The 20,694-nt window shown below is 60.8% G+C and carries 12 protein-coding genes and 3 pseudogenes; 5 read left to right on the forward strand and 10 right to left on the reverse strand.

Going from position 1 to position 20,694, the window contains the following annotated elements; all coding sequences use genetic code 11:
• Positions 1 to 62 precede the first annotated feature (62 nt).
• Positions 63 to 6,677: a DUF3320 domain-containing protein gene (locus BPHY_RS37495; RefSeq protein ID WP_012406670.1), complete on the reverse strand. Its 6,615-nt coding sequence runs from the start codon at positions 6,675 to 6,677 to the stop codon at positions 63 to 65.
• Between the two features lie 1,075 nt (positions 6,678 to 7,752).
• Here BPHY_RS37495 and BPHY_RS37500 point away from each other — a divergent pair.
• The 3 genes from BPHY_RS37500 to BPHY_RS37510 all read left to right on the forward strand — a co-directional run bounded on the left by BPHY_RS37500 (position 7,753) and on the right by BPHY_RS37510 (position 13,000).
• A complete protein-coding gene (locus BPHY_RS37500) occupies positions 7,753 to 9,009 on the forward strand; it encodes a metallophosphoesterase family protein (protein ID WP_012406671.1) in 1,257 nt (418 codons plus the stop codon).
• A gap of 3 nt (positions 9,010 to 9,012) precedes the next feature.
• The gene (locus BPHY_RS37505) at positions 9,013 to 12,474 is read left to right on the forward strand and encodes an ATP-binding protein (RefSeq protein ID WP_012406672.1); all 3,462 of its coding nucleotides are present in this window, start codon (positions 9,013 to 9,015) and stop codon (positions 12,472 to 12,474) included.
• A gap of 322 nt (positions 12,475 to 12,796) precedes the next feature.
• A complete protein-coding gene (locus BPHY_RS37510; RefSeq protein WP_041766601.1) occupies positions 12,797 to 13,000 on the forward strand; it encodes a hypothetical protein in 204 nt (67 codons plus the stop codon).
• A gap of 565 nt (positions 13,001 to 13,565) precedes the next feature.
• Here BPHY_RS37510 and BPHY_RS37515 read toward each other — a convergent pair.
• Positions 13,566 to 14,015 carry an SET domain-containing protein gene (locus BPHY_RS37515; protein WP_012406673.1) on the reverse strand — a complete coding sequence of 150 codons (450 nt, stop codon included), beginning with the start codon at positions 14,013 to 14,015 and terminating at the stop codon, positions 13,566 to 13,568.
• A 264-nt stretch (positions 14,016 to 14,279) separates the two neighbouring features.
• Here BPHY_RS37515 and BPHY_RS37520 point away from each other — a divergent pair.
• A pseudogene (locus BPHY_RS37520) lies at positions 14,280 to 14,426 on the forward strand (HU family DNA-binding protein); the annotation flags it as partial.
• A gap of 98 nt (positions 14,427 to 14,524) precedes the next feature.
• Here the strand turns inward: BPHY_RS37520 and BPHY_RS37525 are convergent.
• Genes BPHY_RS37525 through BPHY_RS40945 form a run of 3 tightly spaced genes read right to left on the reverse strand, consistent with a single transcriptional unit; the run spans position 14,525 to position 17,680 of the window.
• Positions 14,525 to 15,520: a tyrosine-type recombinase/integrase gene (locus BPHY_RS37525; protein WP_012406675.1), complete on the reverse strand. Its 996-nt coding sequence runs from the start codon at positions 15,518 to 15,520 to the stop codon at positions 14,525 to 14,527.
• Entirely contained in the window at positions 15,513 to 16,442 is a 930-nt protein-coding gene (locus tag BPHY_RS37530; protein ID WP_012406676.1) for a tyrosine-type recombinase/integrase, read from the reverse strand. The genes BPHY_RS37525 and BPHY_RS37530 overlap by 8 nt, the downstream gene beginning before the upstream one ends.
• The gene (locus BPHY_RS40945) at positions 16,439 to 17,680 is read right to left on the reverse strand and encodes a site-specific integrase (protein WP_012406677.1); all 1,242 of its coding nucleotides are present in this window, start codon (positions 17,678 to 17,680) and stop codon (positions 16,439 to 16,441) included. Before BPHY_RS40945 ends, BPHY_RS37530 begins: the two co-directional genes overlap by 4 nt.
• Before the next feature lie 161 nt (positions 17,681 to 17,841).
• Between BPHY_RS40945 and BPHY_RS40950 the strand changes: the two are divergent.
• A pseudogene (locus BPHY_RS40950) lies at positions 17,842 to 17,976 on the forward strand (HU family DNA-binding protein); the annotation flags it as partial.
• Between the two features lie 123 nt (positions 17,977 to 18,099).
• Here the strand turns inward: BPHY_RS40950 and BPHY_RS37545 are convergent.
• The 5 genes and pseudogenes from BPHY_RS37545 to BPHY_RS37565 form a co-directional block, all read right to left on the reverse strand.
• Positions 18,100 to 18,369, reverse strand: coding sequence for a DUF1488 family protein (locus BPHY_RS37545; protein WP_012406678.1), 270 nt, complete (start codon positions 18,367 to 18,369; stop codon positions 18,100 to 18,102).
• A 102-nt stretch (positions 18,370 to 18,471) separates the two neighbouring features.
• Positions 18,472 to 18,768: a type II toxin-antitoxin system RelE/ParE family toxin gene (locus tag BPHY_RS37550; RefSeq protein ID WP_012406679.1), complete on the reverse strand. Its 297-nt coding sequence runs from the start codon at positions 18,766 to 18,768 to the stop codon at positions 18,472 to 18,474.
• A complete protein-coding gene (locus tag BPHY_RS37555) occupies positions 18,765 to 19,223 on the reverse strand; it encodes an antitoxin PaaA2 family protein (protein WP_012406680.1) in 459 nt (152 codons plus the stop codon). The genes BPHY_RS37550 and BPHY_RS37555 overlap by 4 nt, the downstream gene beginning before the upstream one ends.
• A gap of 1 nt (position 19,224) precedes the next feature.
• The gene (locus tag BPHY_RS37560) at positions 19,225 to 19,530 is read right to left on the reverse strand and encodes a DUF7673 family protein (RefSeq protein WP_012406681.1); all 306 of its coding nucleotides are present in this window, start codon (positions 19,528 to 19,530) and stop codon (positions 19,225 to 19,227) included.
• Between the two features lie 94 nt (positions 19,531 to 19,624).
• A pseudogene (locus tag BPHY_RS37565) lies at positions 19,625 to 20,668 on the reverse strand (tyrosine-type recombinase/integrase); the annotation flags it as partial.
• Positions 20,669 to 20,694: the final 26 nt, after the last annotated feature.

The following is a 20,694-nucleotide window of genomic DNA, read 5'->3' on the forward strand; positions in this document are numbered from 1 at the left end:
GCACCCATCGACAGGGTGCCGTCAGGGCCCTATCGATGGCACGAAAGTTCGGGTATGAAGTGCTACTCGCGTGCGGTTTCCCACGCTCGCTCGAGGCGCTCCCTGCTGGCGGTACGCAGTTTGAGAAGACCAATTTCCTTCGCCATGGCCGTCAAGCCGTTTTCGCGGTCATAGCCTCGCCCCTTTAACTCGGTGGCGAGCGCGGCCAGTTCAGCGAGCGCGATTTCGTCGACTGCACGCGTCGAGCCCTCAGAGGGTCGTCGGAATACGACCGTGTGTTCTGCTGTGTCGCGCGTTGGCCAGAAGAACACGCCAATGTCTTCCGGTTCGCCATGAAAGTATCGCTTCGTCAGATCGACCACGCGCTCCAGGATGCGAGCCCCGGTACGGGACCAGCCGTGAGCCCGGGCAATTCGACGAGCAAGTACTTCATCACGGATAGGTCCCTCAGCCTTGACAATGTGTTCAACCATTGCTAGCAGCCGTGAGTCGTAGCCCCGTTCGAAGAATTGCTCAGCATCGGCTACATGGTCTGTCATCGCCAGATCAACCTCGATGAATGTGGCGCCGGGGGAAACTTCGACAGTTGGAATCGAGCCATTGCGTGCATACGTCGCCGGACTACCGACCGAAATGTCGGTCGCTGCGATGTTGGTCTGCTGCACCGGGTTAGCTGCATCCAATTCTGTGCGGTGCGTCGTCGTTTCAGCATCGCTACTGTCCGCCTTTGCCGCCGCAATAGCCCGTTGCGCCGGCTCTGCGGCGCGGTCTTCTTCTGCAGCGGCTTCGGCACGCCGGCCGGCGATGAGGGCTTCGAGCTGCGCGTGAACCTTTTCCAGTGTACCGGGCGCGTCGACCCACCAGTCCGTTGACCAGATGCGAACGATCTCCCAGCCCAGCCCACGCAGCACCTGTTCCCGAAGCTTGTCGCGATCGCGCGCTGTCGCAGAGCGGTGATAGGTGGCGCCGTCGCACTCGACGCCAGCCAGATACCGTCCCGGAGCGTCCGGGTCGACGACACCAAGGTCAATGCGGAACGCGGATACGCCCACCTGCGGATGAACCGTCCAGCCTCGCTCAGTAAGCGCGGCGCATACGGCTTTCTCAAACGGGCTATCAAAGTCTCCGATGCTGCCAGCGACCGCCTTGCCCAGCCCTCGGGCGCCGCGCTCAGCGAATTCGAGGAAGTGCTTCAGGTCTCTGACGCCCAGTGCCTGCGTCCGCGAGAGGTCCATCCTTTCCGGTTTGAAGCTGCCGAATACGCGCAACTCCTGCCGTGCTCGCGTAATCGCAACATTCAGACGCCGTTCGCCGCCTTGCTGATTCATCGGGCCGAAGTTCATTGGCATCGTCCCGTCAATACCCGGGCCATAGGTGATCGAGAAGTACATGATGTCCCGTTCGTCACCCTGGACGCTTTCCAGATTCTTTACGAACACTGGCTCAGGTGCAGTTTCCGCGAAATGACACTCGATTGAAGGATCTTTGCGACGCGCTTCATCAAGCAGGTCTTCGATGAGCCGCTGCTGTTCCGCGTTGAAGGTTACGACACCGACTGTCAGTCCACTGTCGCGAAAGCCCGGAGATCTGAGACGATCGATCAGGTCTGCAACCAGCGCCTTCGCTTCGGGCTTGTTGGTACGAGCGCCACCGCGCTCGTACTGCCCTTGTGGAACGAGGTTGAAGCTGACCGCGCGGTCGTTCGTGACAGGGCTCGGGAAGGTCACGAGATCACCGCCGTAATAGCGGTAATTCGAGAATGCGATAAGACTTTCGTGACGGCTACGATAGTGCCACGACAATTTCATCGTCGGCAGGTTGGCACCGATACATTCCTCCAGGATGCTTTCGAGCTCAGTCTCGACGTCGGTGTCGTCAACATCGGATTCCGCGCGGTCAAAGAAGCTGGTAGGCGGCAACTGCTTGGGGTCTCCGACCATGATGACCTGACGCGCGCGAGCCATCGCACCAATCGCGTCCCATACCGGAATCTGCGAGGCCTCGTCGAAGACGACCACGTCAAAGTCCGCTGTCTCGGCGGGCAGGTACTGTGCGATCGAAAGCGGACTCATCAACAGGCACGGCGTAAGTCGTGAGATTGCGCCAGATGCCTTAGACATCAGTTCGCGCAGCGGCAGATGTCGAGTCTTCTTCTGCGTCTCATAGCGCAGAAGACCCCATTCCGAACCGTGCGCTACCTTGGCCGGCGAGGGAAGGCCCGCTGACAGTTGCGCGCGGACCCAGTCCTGCGTCAACGAGATGAACCGTTCATCGAGTTCACGGAAGTCGTGGATGCGCTTCTCGTGTTCTGCCGAGACAAACGTGCGCAGCACTTCGTCGGCGTCCACGACAGCATTCAGCCACCAGCGGCAATAGTCGGTTTCAAATACTTCCTTCACCCACCCACGCGGAATAGCACCTTGTTCGATCCCGTCAACGAGCGGCGCAAGACCGAGTGCGAGCGCATGTTGGCGAACCTTCCGCCATGCACACCATACCCGCAGGCGGTTTGCGCCCTGGACCACTTCCCGGGCGCGTCCGGCAATTTGTCCCGATGGCAATTCCGACAGAACTGAATGCTCGGCGGACGCCAGTCCGCTTGCCGTGGCAAATTGGGACACGGCATGATCGAATGCGCTCAGAGCGTCAGCATACATGCGCCCGGAGCCCGCAACGATTCCAGATGGTGCGAGGAGGGCGTTGCTGTCGCCAAGCAGGAGCGATATCTGAGCTTTAACTGCAGCAAGTAGCTCGGGCGTGCTGGCCAGGCTTGCCAAGGCACTGCTCAATGCCTCAAAAAAATCGAGCGCCGGCTGAATTCCTTCCGTCTTGGTTTGCAGGCCGTTCCAGAGACCGGAGCTTCTCGTGGACAGGTCTGAAAATTCCTGAAGACGTGCCCGCAGTGAGACGAGTTCACGCATGCGTTTCAGGTCGGCAGCGGCGGATGCGCCAGCACGGCCGGACTCTACAGCCGAAAACCCATCATCGACCCAATGACCTTCGGCACGAGCTGCCGTGAGGGCGCCATGGAACGACAAATAGGCCTTCGCGATGGAGACATCTGTGCTATATCCGGACCACACGGCGTCGGTGTCAGATTCGAGAGTGGCGAGGCGATTGACAATCTGTGCGATTTGCCGCAATTCGCGCAAACGCTGCAGGTCTTCGCGTGCCACATCGCCACATTGCCCGCGACCGACAGGATCGAGTCCAACGTCCTCCCATGCTGAGCGTTCGCGAGCCTTTTCCAGCGCCGTCTGGAATGAAAGCAGCGCGCGGACCACATCGAGTTCGGTCTTAAGGCCGGCCCATGCATTCGATGTTGGGAACGACAGATCATCGAACGCCTTCAGTTCGATGGTCAGGCTATCGATCTTTGCAAGCCGTTCGATATCGCCATCAATATCTGGCTCCCCATCTGCCGTGGCAAGTTCCTTCAGCTTCCTGGTAAGAGCCCGTTTGCGCATCATGCTCATCGGCCAACCCGATGCCTTGAGCTCGCGGAGGTCTGACTGAAGCTCAGCGACTGTCTTCGTCGAAATTCCCTCCTTATATGAGAGAGAAAGTTGGCCGACGACGTCCTGGCGGTTCCGCAAAAGCTCGATGCCCGATGCCAGTCGCGATTGCAAGGCTTCATTCCACGGCCGGGATAACTGCGCGTGCAATTCGGCCTCACGCTGGAGCTGGCTGATACCCAAACGCAGATCGTCGAGCGTCTGGTTTGAGCGTGGCGTAGACAGATCACTGAGCAGTTCGCGATAACGCTCAAGCAGCGGAGTTGCCTGACGCAACCCATCGGCGACAGATTTTGCGTCAGGGCGAAGGACGAACTGCCAGTCGTACCCTGCAGCAGCTGGCAGCGTGGCTGCTAGCAGGCGCAGACCTGCCCGCACGCGTGCGTCCAGCGTCAGCGAGGGCAGTCCGATTGCGTTACCCAGTTCGGACGCCGCCTTCTCGAAGCGGGCGGCCGCATCGGGTACGCCTCTGGCTGCGTCCTCAAGGCCCGCCTGCCACAATGGCGACCATTCGGTCTGGACCACATGTGCGAGCGGAGTTTCCTTGAGATGCTCTTCACCGAAAGCTTTTGCGTTGACATCGAGTAGTTCAGCCGTTTCACGTAACCCGCGCATTGCTTCCAAATCGTGAGTTTGAGCTGACGGCCACGACATCCGCAGCACCGGCAGGTCACGGCCTCCGACGACCCGGCCAATGGCTTCGTACACGCTCAAGCCATTCGGGTGGCGATGATGCAGGCGTTCAACGTAGCCGTTGAGCTGCGATCGAAGCCCTTCGAGACGGGCTGCTTCGGCATGCCACTCCTCTGGCGCGAACGCAGCCGATGCGTCCCATGATGTGCGTAGCTGCTCTAGAATCTCAGTCTTGCGGGCTTTGCTCGAGTGAAGCTCGAGACAGAAGTTGCCAAGGCCAACGTCTGCAAGGCGCCGGTAGACGACGTCCAGCGCTGCCATCTTCTCGGATACGAACAGAATGCGCTTCTTTTCAGCTAGGAACTGCGCGATCAGATTGGCAATCGTCTGGCTCTTGCCGGTGCCCGGCGGGCCAATAAGGACGAAATCCTTGGCCTTGCTGCCCGCGACAACGGCAGACAGCTGTGAGGAGTCGGCCGGAAGTGGGCAAAACGTCTCCTTCGCCGGGAGTTCGGCGTCGAGACGCCTTACGTCGGGGAACTCCACTGTGTTCTGATACGAATCGCGCGGCGTGTCGATGAGGTGCCGGACGACGGGATTCTGTTTGAGCTGCTGGGTACGTTCGGTCAGGTCACGCCACATCAAATACTTGGCGAACGAAAACGATGCGAGGACGACATCCTCGACGACTTCCCACGCCTTGATGTCCTTGATGGAATTGGAGACCGTTTTCCAGATACCTGCGACGTCGAGGCCGGAGTCATCCTTCGGAAGCTCTGTGTCTCGCACGCCGAGTTCAAGCTCGAAATCCTGACGCAGCATCTCGATGAGTGTCGGGTTGAATCTGGCTTCGTCGTCATGCAGCTTCAGACTGAAACCGGAGCGGGCGCTGCGGCGTTCAAGAGAGACAGGGACCAGGATGAGTGGCGCACGATACTTTTTGTCATCCTTGTCATCTCGGGTCCATGACAGGAAGCCCAATGCAAGGTACAGCGTATTGGAGCCGCCCTCCTGAAGCGTTGTCCGCGAGCTTCGGAAGAGCTCGAGCAGGCGTGTGTCCATCTCGTCTTGCGTCAGTCCGACGAAGACTTCTTTGCGTTTTAGCGCATCCAGGGCGTGCTGACGCCGGATATGTTCCCGTTCGCGGGCTTCGTGAATCGCCTGGCTACGCGGGTCCGAACCGTCCATCAGGTCAGGGCGGGTGAGAAGCTTCAATGCATGGCCTTCAGCCAGTACGTCTTCAAGTAGTCCCGGCTCGGGCGCATCGAGCTTCACTGATTTTTTGCCGGCCTTGAAGCTCAGCAGATTGTTCCGCAGCGAGAGATCGAGAAGTTTGCGCTGCCAGCGGGTCAGGCGGTCCTCTGGGCGCTCAAAAGGGTCGTCAGCTTTTGTGTCGTCGAACTCTTCAGGAAAATCCGGTGCGTCTTCCCAGGTTGGCTCCAGTTCATCAACGGCATTCGTGCCGCCCGTGCTGCGCACAACAGCTTGCTCGCTGGCGAGAGGCTTGATGCGTTGCAGGCGTGCGCGCCGGATGTCAATGGCCAGTTCGAATTTTGCCTCTTCCTCTTCGGAAATGTGCTCTTCGCCTTTCGCGATGCTAAAACTGAACGCTGGCAACGGACGTTGTGTGAGCAATGTCGACTCGAAAAGAACCATCTCCTTCAGCTTTACGCGCTTGCGAAGAGCAGTGATGTCGTCGACGACGGTCGTCGAGAATTCTTCGGGCTTCAGCCAGACACCTAGGAATGCATGCCCCTTCTGAAACACGAGTACAGCATTCAGCCCAGCCTGCTCGATCGCCGCACACGCGAAAAGGGCGAGATCGAGACAGGTGCCCAAACCCGATTCAGCAATCTGGCCGGGGCCACGGACTTTCTGGCCTTGTTGCTCGAAACTGGCGGGCGGCACAGCGTAGTCCAGCCCCATCGCGCCAATGGCGCTCCAGATAGCAGATGCGAGCTCCCACGCGCGCCGGGCGCCTTCTTGGTAACCATTGATCGCGCCCGACTTGCCCGCCTTTCGCAAAATATCAGCGGCCTGCTTGAGGACGCGCTCGATCGCTGGCTCGTTAGGCTGGACGAATGCCGCCGCCATGTCAGGAAGGGATGAAAGGCCTCCCCACTGGTTGCGCGGAAGAAGATCAACGACGGAATCGACGGCCTGCAGTTCGGAGGAATCGTCTTTCGAAGAAACGAGCCTGAAAGAGACGACCGACTTTTCTGACTCCGTCAATCGCCCAAGCAACGGCCCGTCAAGACCCAGGTCGAGATCGGTCAGACGTACCGTTTGTCCGGCCGCAAGCTGATCGATATACCAGGTCTTGGGTTTGAGGAAGGGTGGCTCCGAATTCACCGTCAATCGCAGCTCCGTGAAGTCGCTTTCTGTCTCGTTCACGATTGACAGTTCGCGAAGCACGGGAACGGCATTCTGGAAATCTGCGAGATTGACTCTTCCCGCGACTGTTGTATGGATTAGCACGCAACGAGGCGCTTCCGGTTCGACAACCGGCTCGATTACTACAGTATCCATCTGGCCCTCAGTTCAATTTGCTTTTAGCCTTGATTTTTCATTTTCACGCGGCGAGTTCACGAGCCGTGATTCAAACAGGAGTGCAATTCGGCTGTTATTCGCGTGTTTGCGGTATGGGGTCGCGGTGAACCGGATCATAGTGCCATATTCGCCCCTCATAAAACGTACTCATTCGCACCGTCGCAACGTGGCTGGCGTCAATAGTCATACGCAAACGTTTGGCGAACTTGATCCTTGGAGCGGGCCCCTTGAATCGCCCGACACAGTCTCCCGCTTAAAATAGCGGATGGGCATACGACTGCGGTGCGACACGAAGCATGAGGCTCCCAGTGGAGGCGCAGTGCATGCTGGCTTCATCATTGTTCACTCGCGGTAGCGCTTGCGATAGAGAACCCCCGTGTACGACCAGCGGTAGCCTAGGAAGGCATCGGAAGCTGGAACGGCTTTCGGTGAAGCCCTTCGGAAAGCCGTAGTCCGAAAGCGTGTGCCGTCGCGAGGCGGCATATGGAGGCTCCAAGCAGCGACAGGGCCAAGACGCGTCGCTGACCGGCAGGGATAACGAATGTGAACCGTTGATAAACGTCGTCATATGAAAGGTCCCAAAGCTGCTGATAGGCATTAACCAAAACGGTGCGTGGACGGTTGCTCCGCTCACAGTTCGGAGCACGTCGTCAGCAAGGACCACCGGCGAGAAGACGGGTCCTAAACCGGGCGTGTGATGGAACGGGAACGTGGTAAGCCCGTACAGTTGCCCACGAGGCAGACAAACCGCAAGGGAGTTGTTGACTGTGCGGATATGAGAAGACGGAAAAAGCGAATGCCGGGCTGTAACGCCGCGCCACAGTGACCGGGTAACCACGCATTTCGGTTGCGTTGCGTCCGTTGCGTCCGTCAGCTCGCCGTCGATCATGGGGACTGCCCGCGTCGATCTGGACCGTGCGCGCGCATCACAAGCGATGTCGGCCGAGACATCGCCATCATCGACGCGGTCGTCGTTTCGCTTAGAATCGACGTCCGGCATCGGCAGGCCACGGCTGTGCACGTCGACGGCCAATCGTTCAATCGGGGAGTGAACATGCGGTTTATCCATGCAGCGGATATTCATCTCGACAGTCCGCTTCACGGCTTGAGTGCTTATGCGGACGCGCCTGCGGCGATGCTGCGCAATTCGACGCGCGAGGCGTTCTCGTCGCTGGTGACGATCGCCATCGACGAATCCGTCGATTTCATGGTGATCGCGGGCGACCTGTACGACGGAACCTGGCGCGACCACAACACGGGCATCTTTTTCTGCAGGGAGATGGGCCGGCTGCGACGCGCAGAGATTCCCGTGTTCGTGCTGTTCGGCAATCACGACGCCGAAAGCGAAATGACGAAGCAGCTGCAACTGCCCGACAACGTCCGCACGTTCTCGACACGCAAGGCGGAGACGTTCCGGATCGATGCGCTGAAAGTCGCGTTGCACGGCCACAGCTTCAAGGAACGGGAGACGACCGTGAACCTCGTCACCGGCTACCCGGCGCCTGTATCCGGCTATTTCAACATCGGCGTGCTCCATACGGCGCTCGAAGGCAATGCCGCCCACGCGAGCTATGCGCCGTGTTCACTGGCGGAACTGCATGGCAAGGGCTATCACTACTGGGCGCTCGGGCACGTGCACGAGTTTGCTATGTGGCAGGACCGGTCGACGGTCGTATTCCCGGGCAATCTGCAAGGCCGCAATATCCGCGAGACCGGGCGTCGCGGCGCCGTCATGGTGACGGTCGACGATTCGGGCGAGATCGACATCGAGCGCCTCTTCGTCGATGTGCTGCGTTGGGAAGCGGTGGAGGTCGATGCCTCGGCTTGCGCGACGCTCAACGATGTCGCGCGCGCCGTGGGTAGCCATCTGGAGATGCTCGCGGAATCGGCGTCGGCGACAGTGCCGCATGCCGTGCGCGTGACGGTCACGGGAAGGACTGCGGCGCATGGCGAGCTGTTCGGACTCGAGCCGCAATTGCGCGCCGAAGTGCTTGCGCAGATCGCGGGTCTCAGCCACGACCGTCTGTGGCTGGAGAAAGTGCGCATCGAGACGAGCCCGCTGGGCGATAGCACTGCCGTGCTCGATCGCGCAGATGCCATCGCGGATCTGCACAACCTGCTCGTCGAAGCCGAGTCCGATCCGGACTTTCTCGCGATGCTGAAAGAGCGGCTGATCGGGCTGGCGACGCATTCGCCTCACGAACTGCAAGAGATGGTGCCGGCGCTCTTCGATGTGCGCAACGGCGAACTGACGGGACTGGTGCGTGCAGTGCGCGCCGGGCTGGTTGAACAGGTGGCGAAGGCGAACTGAACCATGCGCATTGGCAAGCTCGGACTGATCCGCTACGGCAAGTTCTCCGATGAAGCGGTGGCGTTTCCCCGCTCGTCGCACGATTTTCACTTTCTCGTCGGACCCAACGAAGCCGGCAAGTCCACGATCAAGACGGCGATCACCGAACTGTTGTTCGGCATGCCGCACAGCTCGCCGCTGGATTTCGTTCATCCTCAGAGCGAACTGCGGCTGGGCGCGGTAATCGAGCATTCGGATCAGTCGCTGGCGTTTCATCGGTCGAAGGCGAGAAAGGCGTCCCTGTCCGCGCCGACGGGCGAGCCGCTCGCGGGCGAAGCGCTCGTTCCGTTTCTCGGCGAGGCCGACAAGGCGTTCTTCGAACAGATGTTCTGCCTCGATCACACGTCGCTGATCAAAGGCGGGCAGAGCATTCTTGATGCGTCCAGCGACGTGGGGCAGGTGCTATTCCAGTCGGCGGCAGGCATCTCGAGCCTGGGTCCCGTGCGGGAGCGGCTCGCGCAAGAGGCCGACCGCCTGTGGAGCAAACGCAAGTCTGGCGAGCGCGCCTATTACGTCGGGCAGAAGCAACTGGATGACGCAAGCGCCGAACTGAGAGCCGCCGTAGTCCGGACGTCCGCCTGGCGGGCTGCGCAGGAGACAGTCGACGACGCGCTGGAAGGCAAGCAATCCGCAGAGCGCCAGCATGGCGAGCTGGAACTGAAACGCAGCCGCCTGGAGCGCATTCGCCGCGTCACGCACCATCTTGCCGTGTGGCGGCAGAAGACCGCCGAGCTGCGCACGCTGGGCGAGGTGATCGATCTGCCGCACGATGCCGACACCACGCTGCAAGGCGCGTTGAGAAAACTGGCGGCAGCCGACAGCGCGCTCGAGGTGCATCTGCGGCGCGCGGGCGAGCTGCAAGGCGCGCTCGACAACATGGACGTCGATCAGACCGCGCTGGCGTTCCAGAGCGAAGTTGAGGCGCTGGAAAGCACGCGTCACCGATGCGGCGACCACGAAGCGGACATCGCGCGCCTCGAACAGCAGGTCTCGTTGCTCGTGCGTCAGGTCGCCGATGCCTGCGCGCAACTCGAATGGCCTCGGGATGAACTCGCGGCGCGTAATAGCGTGCCCTCGGCGCTAGCGTTGCATACGGTCGAGAGCCTGATGCGCGACCGCGGCAAGCTTGAGCAGTCGGTCGTCAACGCACAGCAGGCGTTAGAAAGGAAGCTGGCAGAGATCGCCGACCTTGGCCGCAAGCTGGAGAGCCTGCCCGCTGGGGAAGTTCCCGACGATGTCCAGGCCGCACTGCGTTCCGGGCAACGATACAGGGAAAACGAACTCGTGCAGCGCCGGTTGACGGATGCCGCCGCCGACGCACAACGCACGCTGGATGCGAGTCTTGCGGCGCTCGGCAAATGGAGCCGTCCGTTGCCGGCGCTGAAGTCGATGACCTTGCCGTCGACGGAACGTGTCGCGTCGTTGCGTGCCGAGCGCGATGATCTCGTTTCGCGTCTCATGCGCGCACGCGACCGACTCGATGAAGCACGCGAGGGCGAACGTCTGGCCGTTGCCGAACACGATTCGTTCCAGCAGGCGCATCAGATCGTGACGGGTGAGGTCGTTGTGCAGGCGCGCGGGGTCCGCGACGCGGCATGGGCGGCGATCAGGGATGGCGCGGTGTCGGTGGCGGACGGCGCGCCGCAATTCGAAGCCGCAATGACGGTGACAGACGATCTGTCCGACCGGCAGGTCGGCTCGGTCACGGAAGCGACGGAACTGTCGAACCTGAAACAGCGGGTTCTCGAAACGAAGCAAACGGCCCTGCGCCATGGCCAGCGCGTTGCCGAGGCAGAAGAGGCCCTCGCGCGCTTCGACGCGGCCTGGGCGTCGGTCGTATCCGAACAGCAACTGGCGGGCATGGCGCTCGACGATATCGCCTCGTGGATCACGCGCCGCGAAAGCGCGCTGCAGGCATCCGCAGCACTCGAAAAGAGCACGGGTGAACTCGAACGCGAGCGCGCGGAGGTTGAATCGTGCCGGGCACGGCTCGCCGGTTGTCTTGTCCAGGCGGGGCTGAGCGGCCCGGTGCCGGTCGAGCTCCAAGGCTTGTGCACGATGGCCGAGAGCTACGTGAACGAATGCACCCAGGCGGCGACGACGCAGCGCCTGCTCGCCGGGCAGATCGAAGCGGCTCAGGCCGATGTGGCGAGCTTGCGTCGGGAGGTGGACGTGCACGACGATGCCCACGGTCACTGGAAGGATCAATGGGCCGCCGCCATGACGAAAGCGGGTCTGTCTGCCGTCGCGGATTCGGATGCCGCGACCGGGGCTGCGCTCGGAATCGCCAGGACGGTTCGCGAACAGCTCGATGAAATCGCAGCTATCCGCAACGTGCAGATCGATCCGATGCGTGCCGCCCTGGCGGACTTTTCCGCAGATGCCATCAGGCTCGCGGTCAAATTCGACGTGTCGATGCCGGAAGCGGATGCGAAAGCCATTTCGATCGAACTCTCGCGACGTCTGTCGTCGGCACGGGCTGTGCAGGCCGAATCTCAGCGCCTGACGAACGAACTGGGGGACGTGTCGGAGCGCGTTCGCCTCGCCCGTGCGGAGGTGGATGAGGCGACAGCGCAGCTGCGTCCGCTCTATGCGCTTGCCGCTGTCGACAAGCCGGACCTGCTGCGTCCGCTGATCGCGCGTTCGGACCACAAGCGCGAACTGGCGGCGACCATCGGGCAGGCGCACAGGAGTCTCGTCAACGATGGCGACGGCCTGAGCATCGAAGAACTCGCCGAGGAAGTCGACGCGACCGATTTGCAGACGGTCCAGGCCGATCTGCTTAGTGTGGGCATCGCGCTGACGGACTCGGTCAATGCACGGGCTGAGATGGCGACCAGGGTGGCCGAGGCGCGTCAGCAACTGGCGGCGATCTCGGGCGGCGCGAATGCGGCGATTGCAGAAGCAAAACGCCAGGAGGCGCTCGCCGCCATGGCCGAAGCGGCCGAACGCTTCATCAAGGTCGAGACCGCGTCCACGTTGCTGCGCTGGGCCGTCGACCGGTATCGGGAGCGTCGTCAGGGGCCCATGCTGGCACGCGCGAGCGCAATCTTTTCGGAGCTGACGCTCGGTGCGTTCGAACGTCTTTCGGTCGACTACGACAGCCAGCCGCTGGCGCTGGCCGCCGTGCGCGCGGGCGGCAAACGCGTGGAGATCAGTGGCATGAGTGAGGGGACGCGTGACCAGCTCTATCTGGCGTTACGTCTTGCCGCGCTCGAACTGCATTGCGAGCGTGGTTCCGCGCTGCCTTTCGTTGCCGATGACCTGTTCATCAATTTCGACGACAGGCGTGCGAAGGCAGGGCTTCGCGTGCTGGCCGGACTGGCTACGCGCATGCAGGTGATCTTTCTCAGTCACCACGATCACCTGGTCGAGATCGTCAACGAGGTGTTTGGCGCTTCGGCGAACGTGCGATATCTCGGTTAGCGGTTCTCGCCATCCAGGAACGCAACGAATTTTCCGGCAAGTAGTGCCGCTTTTGGGTGTCCAGGGTGGACATCGCCACTTCCCATGGTGGAACCCGCGTTGAAGTACAGCACCGATGCGCACGACGATCCGCGGCCATGATCGCCGCTGGCGTGGTCGTATCGGCGGTCGGGCGGCGGCAAGGAGATTCAATGACGTCGAAGGTGCAGTGGTGTCGGAACAAGTTCACAAAACCGCTTGCCTGACGTCAACGAAACCCATCCCCACGCGGTATGGCAGTGGACGACGCAATGAATCGTCGCCTTACCACTGGAGACTCCGAATGAAGAAGCTTGCTGCCGCCTTGATTACATCCCTGTTTGCTACTGTCGCGTTCGCCCAGGCATCCGCACCCGCGGCGACCGCACCAGCAGCTACGGCTCCGGCTCCGGCCACGACCGCCACCACGCCGGCGCCTGCACACAAGTCGACGAAGCACATGCATAAGGTGAGTCACCATGTGACGCACAAGAAGGCCGCACAATAATCCACGGCCTCGTAAAGTATCAGAACCCTGCTTCGGCGGGGTTTATGCATTTAGCGATCGGCCCTAAGTTCGGTAATCGTTCATCGCGGTACGTAGACCTCGTCAAGGGTGTTCGCGACAGTCGGTGGGCGTGGCTGCATTGGTCTCACTCAAACAACGCTGCCTGATGCAAACGCGAGCACCTTGTCGCCAAGGCATTCGCGGCCGGCCCGTGGGCGGGGCCGTCTGATTGGGCAAGCTGGCGCTTGCCCCGTTCAGAATCCCGCAAAAACGCTGCCTTATGCGAGCGCGAGTGCCTTGGCTCTTCACGTCTTGCGTCGCGCGTCAAATGCGCACACTGTTCAGATCACGATAGTGAAATTTCCGCGACCAAATGCGGCGTGATGACTTGTCATCTAGTTACGGTACTGAATGGCCGTTTCGCTCTGATACCTGTCCCTGGAACTCCGAAGGCTTGACCAGCAGCAACGGGTCGACATCAGGCGCCCAGCAAAAAGTGTGGCGCGCGCGCTATGCATTGTCCAAAAGCCAGGCGGACATCTTGAACGCGTTCGCGTATGCATCATCACCGTGACGTGACCGTGCGGGCGAGCATCGACTGCCGACAGGTAACGTCGCCGCAATGGCATGCGTAGTGGGCGCGAATATCGTCAGTGATCTCGCCATCGACCGCAAGGCCGTAATCGATAAAGAGCTCATCGCCAGGCTGAATGTCGATGAGCGCATGGATAAAGACGCGATCGCCCGTCTCGATGGCCTCGCAGTTTGGCGCGCATGCGTGGTTGATGAAGCGCGCGCTGTTGCCACCGCGGCTGCCGTCGATGACCCGTCCATCCGATAGACCAAAAACAAACGTGTGTCCGGTTTCGGATTGCTGACGGGCAGCGGCGCGTCGCCAGCTGGTCACTTCTCCCGCGTACTCGATGAGCCGCTCGCCGGCGGCGATGGGCTGTAGGGCAAACACGCCCCTGCCATGTACCGGGGAGCGTCGTGATGTGATGCGTCGCCGTTGCATTGGTCGTTCCCGTTCGTACCCGTCTGGTTTGATCGTCGCGCAAGGTGCGAAGCATATCGCTGCAACCGGGTGCATTCAACGTGTGACCTCGAACAAGGTGCAACTAACCGGCTGCCCGCACGTGCGTACCTGACCGGCTTCGCCACAACCCCGTCAACAGAATGGCGGCCACCCGGCTGTGCGAGTTGCCTTGCGCGTTGCACATGCGTTAGGGTATGCGCCTGTCCCGCAATGGGCGGGAATCAGACAGAGGGAGCTTTATACATGAACAAGCACGAACTCATCGACGCAGTCGCCACCAGCACGGGCGAAAGCAAGTCCAGCACGGGCGAAGCCATTGATGCCATCCTTGAGGCCGTAACGGCTGCCGTTACGCGTGGCGAGACGGTGCAGCTGGTCGGCTTCGGCTCTCATGTTGCGGTGCCGCTTATGTTGCGGTGACGCGCGAAAAGTCTGCCGGCGCGTCACTCAGCTCCGATGGCCGCAACATTAATTTTGGCCGGCGATCCTCATAACGATTTCAGAAACCCCATGATTCCGGGTTCAGTGTGCCAGGGCTGGTTCGACTGCATTTGTGGAATGTCACAGGACGCGAGAGCCTTCGCTTTCATTTCGAGATCGACCTCTGCATAGATATTAGTAGTGTCCAACGAGACGTGCCCCAACCAGGCCCGAATCGTGTTGATGTCATTGCCAGAGCGAAGTAGATGGACCGCGCACGAATGCCTTATGCAATGCGGGCTGATCTGCTTTGCGGCGAGAGATGGTGAGGTCTCTGCTGCTCGCTCAACGACCCGGCGAACGAGTCCATAGATACCAAAGCGTGTCAATGGTTGACCGAGCCGGTTAAGGAATACGAAGTCGTGGGTGGCGCGTCCAGCAACGAATGGTCGTAGCACGTCAGCGACGTCGGCCCATAGGGGACACCACCGCGCTTTATTAGCTTTGCCGACTAGTCTGACAGACAGAGAGCCGTGCAATACGCAGTCACCGACAGTGAGATGGGCAACTTCGTCTGCACGTGCGCCAGTGTTGTACATGAATAGCAGCAGTGCATAGTCGCGTCTGCCCAATGGTGTCCGTATGTCAGGAACCTGCAATAGCGCATCAATTTCCGGCTTGTCCATGTACGTCAGGGTCGCCTTCGGCGTCTTCCTGAAGGGAATCGCGCGAATTTCCGCACTCCAGGCGACATGTTCAGGACTATGCATGCCGATGAACCTGGCGAGTGAATGTATCGTGGCAAGACGCGTATTGCGCGTGACACCGCTGCAGCCTCTCTCCTTTTCCAGATATGCGAGGAAGGAGCGCAACAGCGAAGGCGAGAGGTCATCGATCGTAAGGCGGTCAGCCGACGTCTTCCTGTCTTTGCTCAGATACGGCAGCAGGAGGGTCAGCGTATCGCGATAGCTGGCCTGTGTATTCCGAGCGAGGTTGCGGTCTGTGACGAGATACTCGAGCAGGAATCGACGAACCCAAGGACCGAGCAAGGTATGGTCACGCATGGCGGATCTCCAGTTGAGCATAGCGCTCGAAGCGCAGACTGGCTTCGTGCATCAGCTCGGTGGTGATGCTGATGTACTGCTGCGTTGACGCGACACCGACGTGGCCAAAGTATGTTGCGAGTTGCGGCAGTAACCGTTGGACGTCATCACCGGCCCGATACCACGCGATAATTCGATGCACGGCCGCGGTGTGTCTAATGTCGTGGATGCGGGGCTGATAACGCGCTCCGTCCTCGCGCCGAATATCCGCAGCCTGTCGCACCCGACGAAATTGTCCGTTGATCCACGCATAGGTGAGTCGGTGGCCCGTGCGGGTTGACAAGAACACGGAGGAATCACCGGCAGGCAGGGGTAGTTGGGATCGATGTCCCAGATAATCGGCGAGCACCATTGTCAGTCGCGGGCCAATAGGCACCATTCTCGTCTTATAAAATTTCGTATCCCGAATTATAATCACACGTGTCAGAAGGTCGACATCCTGGATCGTAAGTGACAGCGCTTCACCGATACGCATCCCTGTCCCGTAGAGCAAAAGGAGCAGAGTACGCATGGTTAGGGCTTGCTTCGGCAAGACAGCGGTCGCCGTCAATAGCCGCTCGAGTTCCGCAACTGAGTAGATGTACGGTGTCAATGGCGGCGGAAGTCTCGGGATCTGAGCCGGGAGTGGCGAGACCGATGCCAGCCCGCGTCCGATTGCATAGCGATACAGCCGCCCAAGGATGCGATAGTTCTGAACCCAACGTGCGGTGACCGGACCGCATCCTGCAATAAATGCCAGAACCGATTCCGGCCGGACTTCTTCGACGGTGACATCTCCCATGGTGCGGCAATAAAACCGGAGCACCTTGACGTCCGAACAAAAGCTAAGACCTCGCGAGCGCTGACAATCGATATAGGCGTTGACCATATCCCTGAGTTTCATGACAATTCTCCCAGATCAAATGCCGCAACCTCGCGCAGACCAGCCAGATCGACCTTCGTGTAAATACGTGTAGCTCTTGTACTGCGATGTCCGAGATGATCACCGACCTCCTTGAGGGACAATCCCTGTGCAACGAGACGGGCGGCGCAAGCGTGGCGCAGCGCGTGCGGCCCGTGATGAGCGCAGTGGACGTCTGCCGCCTTCAATCGCGGTGAGACTACGCCGTATATCCCCTTTGCAGACAATGGTCGAAACGGCGACATAAGAATGAGGAAAACCTCACGGTGAGCTGATCTTGGGCGGACGTGCTGCAGGTAATCGACGATGGCCTTGCCAACCGACGGAAGAAGCGGGTAGACCTGCAGTTCTCGCCGTTTGGCTCGACGCACACGAAGCTGATCCCGCTCCCAGTCAATATCATCGAGACGTAGCTTAGCGACTTCGCTTGCCCGCATTCCATAGATTGACAACAGCATGAGGACGGCACGGGCGCGGATATCCTTCGGATCGGTTGAGTTGAGACTTGCAAACACGCGCGACACGTCTACCCACGCTGGGCCAGCTGGCAAGTTCTCAAGAGAATAAATCCGTGGTCCCTGAATGGCCGCAGCGAAAGATGGCTTACACCAATGCGATACGCCTCCAAAGCGAAAGAACGCGCGCATTGCGTCTACGGCTGAACGAATGGTGAGGCGCCCCCATCCTTGTCGACGTTCATACGCGAGATAGGCATCGATATCGCTGACGCGGACTTCGGACAGCGACCGTCCACCCGGTCCGTACCAGCGCAAGAATCGAGTGATACGGCGAGCGTAAAGTCCGACCGTCGATTCAGCGAGCCCTTGCTCATTTGTTGCCCATTTGCAGTAGTCGTCCAGGTATGACTGAAAGGGGTTCTGCACTACAGGCCTGTCGAGACATCCGAGGTAACGAAGCCACCCGCGAGCCGTACAGGTGATTTGCTTTCGCGTCCAGTAACCATCGATCTGTCGATAACGAATTCCCTGGCGGCCAGAGTCAAAGAGGATGGATCGCAACTGGTCAACCGTGAGATGCAAATCAGCGCGATCACCGAGCTGATGCGCGATCCAGAGCAGATTCCACGCTTTGCGTCGCACCGTATGATGCCTATCGCCTCGACGCTCACAGTGTTCGAGATATCTGATTCGCTCCTCGGCGTACGGCGCCCTTGCGTGGAGGGCCACGGTCGAGGAGGACTTGAAAAGATGGTCAAACATGGTCGCACCTCCATCAATATGACGATGCGTGACCAGTGAGCGCTGTTATTTATGTGTTGTCAACGCAAGACGAGCGCCGTTCTCATGCGGCGCGATGAACACATCGCAACATATGCTTCACCGTAACATGAGATCCGACATGTTCGGTAGAACATGTTAGATCGTTCTCGACGGGTGCACGGGCTGAACGTGCGGGCCGCAATCCTTCGACGGGCGAGACGATCACGATACCTGCGGCAAAAACCGTCAGGTTCACTGCCGGGAAAGGGTTCAAGGACGCTGTCAATGCAGCTTGATGTGGCGGTCAAAACGGCCCCTGAGTCCGGCTGCGTGTAGTAGACGCCCGCCATCAGATCGGATGGGGGGCTTTTTTGGCAGGCGCGACGTGCCGGCTCATTCCATTCTCGCCGACGTGGGGATCAGGGGCGGGCAAAGTCGTCCGGCGTCAGTTCGAGCTTCGCAGCGGGATGAGCGAGCATCTTGCGTTCGGCAATGGCGCGGATGCGCCCGTACCCATCCCGGAACGTCTTCAGCACCTGAGTGTCGCTGGCCTGGGGATCAAGCCAGAAGTGAGTTTGCAGCGTGGTGAGCGTGATCACGCACTGCACCGTGCTATTCGCGTGGGCGAGCGCAAACGCGACGCCGCGGCGATTGGCGAGTACGCGAGGTTCGAAATCGAGGGCTTCCATAACAGACGCGCATTGGATGAATTTGTGTGGCAGACGAGGCCCCTGGAGATTGCGGGATGCGTACGATCGGCCGTCCGTTCGACAGGGATTTGCCGCGATCCCTCAGGATCCCTGTTTGCCCCTTGGGTAGCGTTGCCGTGCACCGATGATGCGCACGATTTCTATCACGCCGACCTGTTTTCTGATCCGGTAGACGAGCACATAGTTGGGCGTGAGTACCATTTCACGGGTGCCGCGTATACGTCCGGGCTTGTACAGTTCGGGACGCCCGGGCAACGCGTCGGTCTGTCGTTCTATCCGGTCATCCAGCTCAAGTGCGGCGGTGGGGTTGTCCTGTGCGATATAGTCGAAAAGCCTGGTGCGATCTTCGCGTGCCTTCGGGCGCCACTCGACGATCAAGATTTAGCCCCGGTTCGCGCGATCTTCCTGCGCAACGCCGCCTTCTTTTCAGCCATCTCCTGCTGCACCTGCGCGTGCGGCACGTTCGGGCGAGGGTCGTCGAGCGACTCTCGCACCTGCTCACGGAACCACCTGTCATATGCGCGTGCGGCGTGTGCCTCCTTCAGCGCGGCGGACCGGTCGGGTCGGGTGACGCGCCCGGCCGTCTGCGGATCGTAGCCGGCCGCGTCCACGTCGAAGTGACTGATGCCCATGTCGCGCAGGAAGCTCACGAGCGTTTCCAGCTTGCGAAACACACGAACGTCGCCGCGCTTGGCCGCGAGAAAACGCTCAGACCGGCCATAGTGTGCCGAGATCGTCCAGCCGTTGCCGTGGCCGACGACATGCGCCGCACGTACGGCGCCGGCTTCCACGAGCTGGGAGAGGGTTTTCTGGTCGATGGTTTCGGTTGCCATGTCAGTGTTCCTTGACGAGTTCGGGACGCCAGGACCGCACGACGGCCTCGAATTGCGGGCCGTAGCCTAGCGTATCGGGGTAGCTGTTCGCGCGGGTGGCAAGCCGGAACACGACGCACAGGTCCTCGGCAATCGCCTCGTCCACCGCCCAGCCGGTCGTAAGATCGTACGCGCCGCACGCACCGGCATTCCACCAGGCCAGCAGGAAATCCGCCACGCGCCGGCTCTGGTGGGTGTCGCCGCGCGCATGCTCGAGCAGGCGTTCGAGCGCCGCGCGCTCGGTAGCTGTCATCTGATCGGGCCGCATCGTATTCGCTCCGTAAAAGCCAGCTCGCGCCGGTGATCGCTTCCGTTCGGTTCTATGATTGTACAGCACCCAGTTTATTGTAAATTGGGTGGGATCATTCCTGACCGGTTCGTTTGCTGGCAACGAAAGCCTCCCCGATCTGCCGCGCCCGCTTCACCTCATCGCTGTGCAGGTAGATCGACGTTGTCGACACGGACGCATGCCGGAGGTTATCGCGCACCGTGGTGAGCTCGGCGCCGTGCGCGAGCGCGAAGGTAGCGTGGGTGTGCCGCAACCAGTGCGGGCTCGCGCGGCGCAGCTTCTGTGCGAGCGGCGGGTGATCGGTCTCGATCGCATTGGCGGCCAGCAGCAGAAAACGCTCGAGCACGCCCCACAGCCGCACACTGCTGATCGCCACGTCACTGTCCGCTTCGAGGCTGCCGATGACCGGCGTGTCCGGCCGCCAGCGTGCCGCCGAAACCGGCAGGCGTCGTTCGGCCAGATAGCGCGCCAGGGCTTCCCACGCGAGCGGTGGCAGCGCCACCCGCGCGATCTTGCCGCCTTTGCCGGTGACACGCAGCCAGTGCTCGCCGCGCGCGTCCGTCTCGACGTGACCGAGCGTCGCGCCGACCAGCTCACCCGCGCGCAGGCCCGTCGCAAAGCCGAAATCCAGCAGGAAGCGCAGCCGCTGCGCGGCGGGGACCGTCCAGCCGTCAGACCATTCGAGCCCGTCGGCGATCGTGCGCACCAGTGCCCATTCGCCGTCCGTGAAGGCGCGTGACGCGTCGAGTGTCTTTACGGTATGGCCGCCGCGCACCTTGATGCCAGCAAACGGATTGACCAGCACGTAGCGCTGCTCGATAAGCCAGCGGAACAGCGCGCCGAGAATCGACAGGGCATGCGCGACCGAGCGCGCGGACAGGCTGCCATTGAAGGGTCGCCATTCGGGCGACGTGCGGGGTCGCACCGGGCCGACCCATCGGCTGCGGGGCGTCGGATGCCGCAGGAACGACCGGTAGGCGATGGCATCTTCAGTCGTGAGCGACGACAGCGCGCGCCCCCACTCGATGATCGCCCACAGGATCAGCCGTTCGGCTTCCTTGCGGTAGGTGCGCTGCGTCGCCGCCGACTCGTGCAGTGACAGCCACGCCTTATGCGCAAGTCAGTAACGATTCTCTGATACTC

Origin of the sequence: Paraburkholderia phymatum STM815, from assembly GCF_000020045.1 — a bacterium.
In the GTDB taxonomy this organism is placed as follows: domain Bacteria; phylum Pseudomonadota; class Gammaproteobacteria; order Burkholderiales; family Burkholderiaceae; genus Paraburkholderia; species Paraburkholderia phymatum.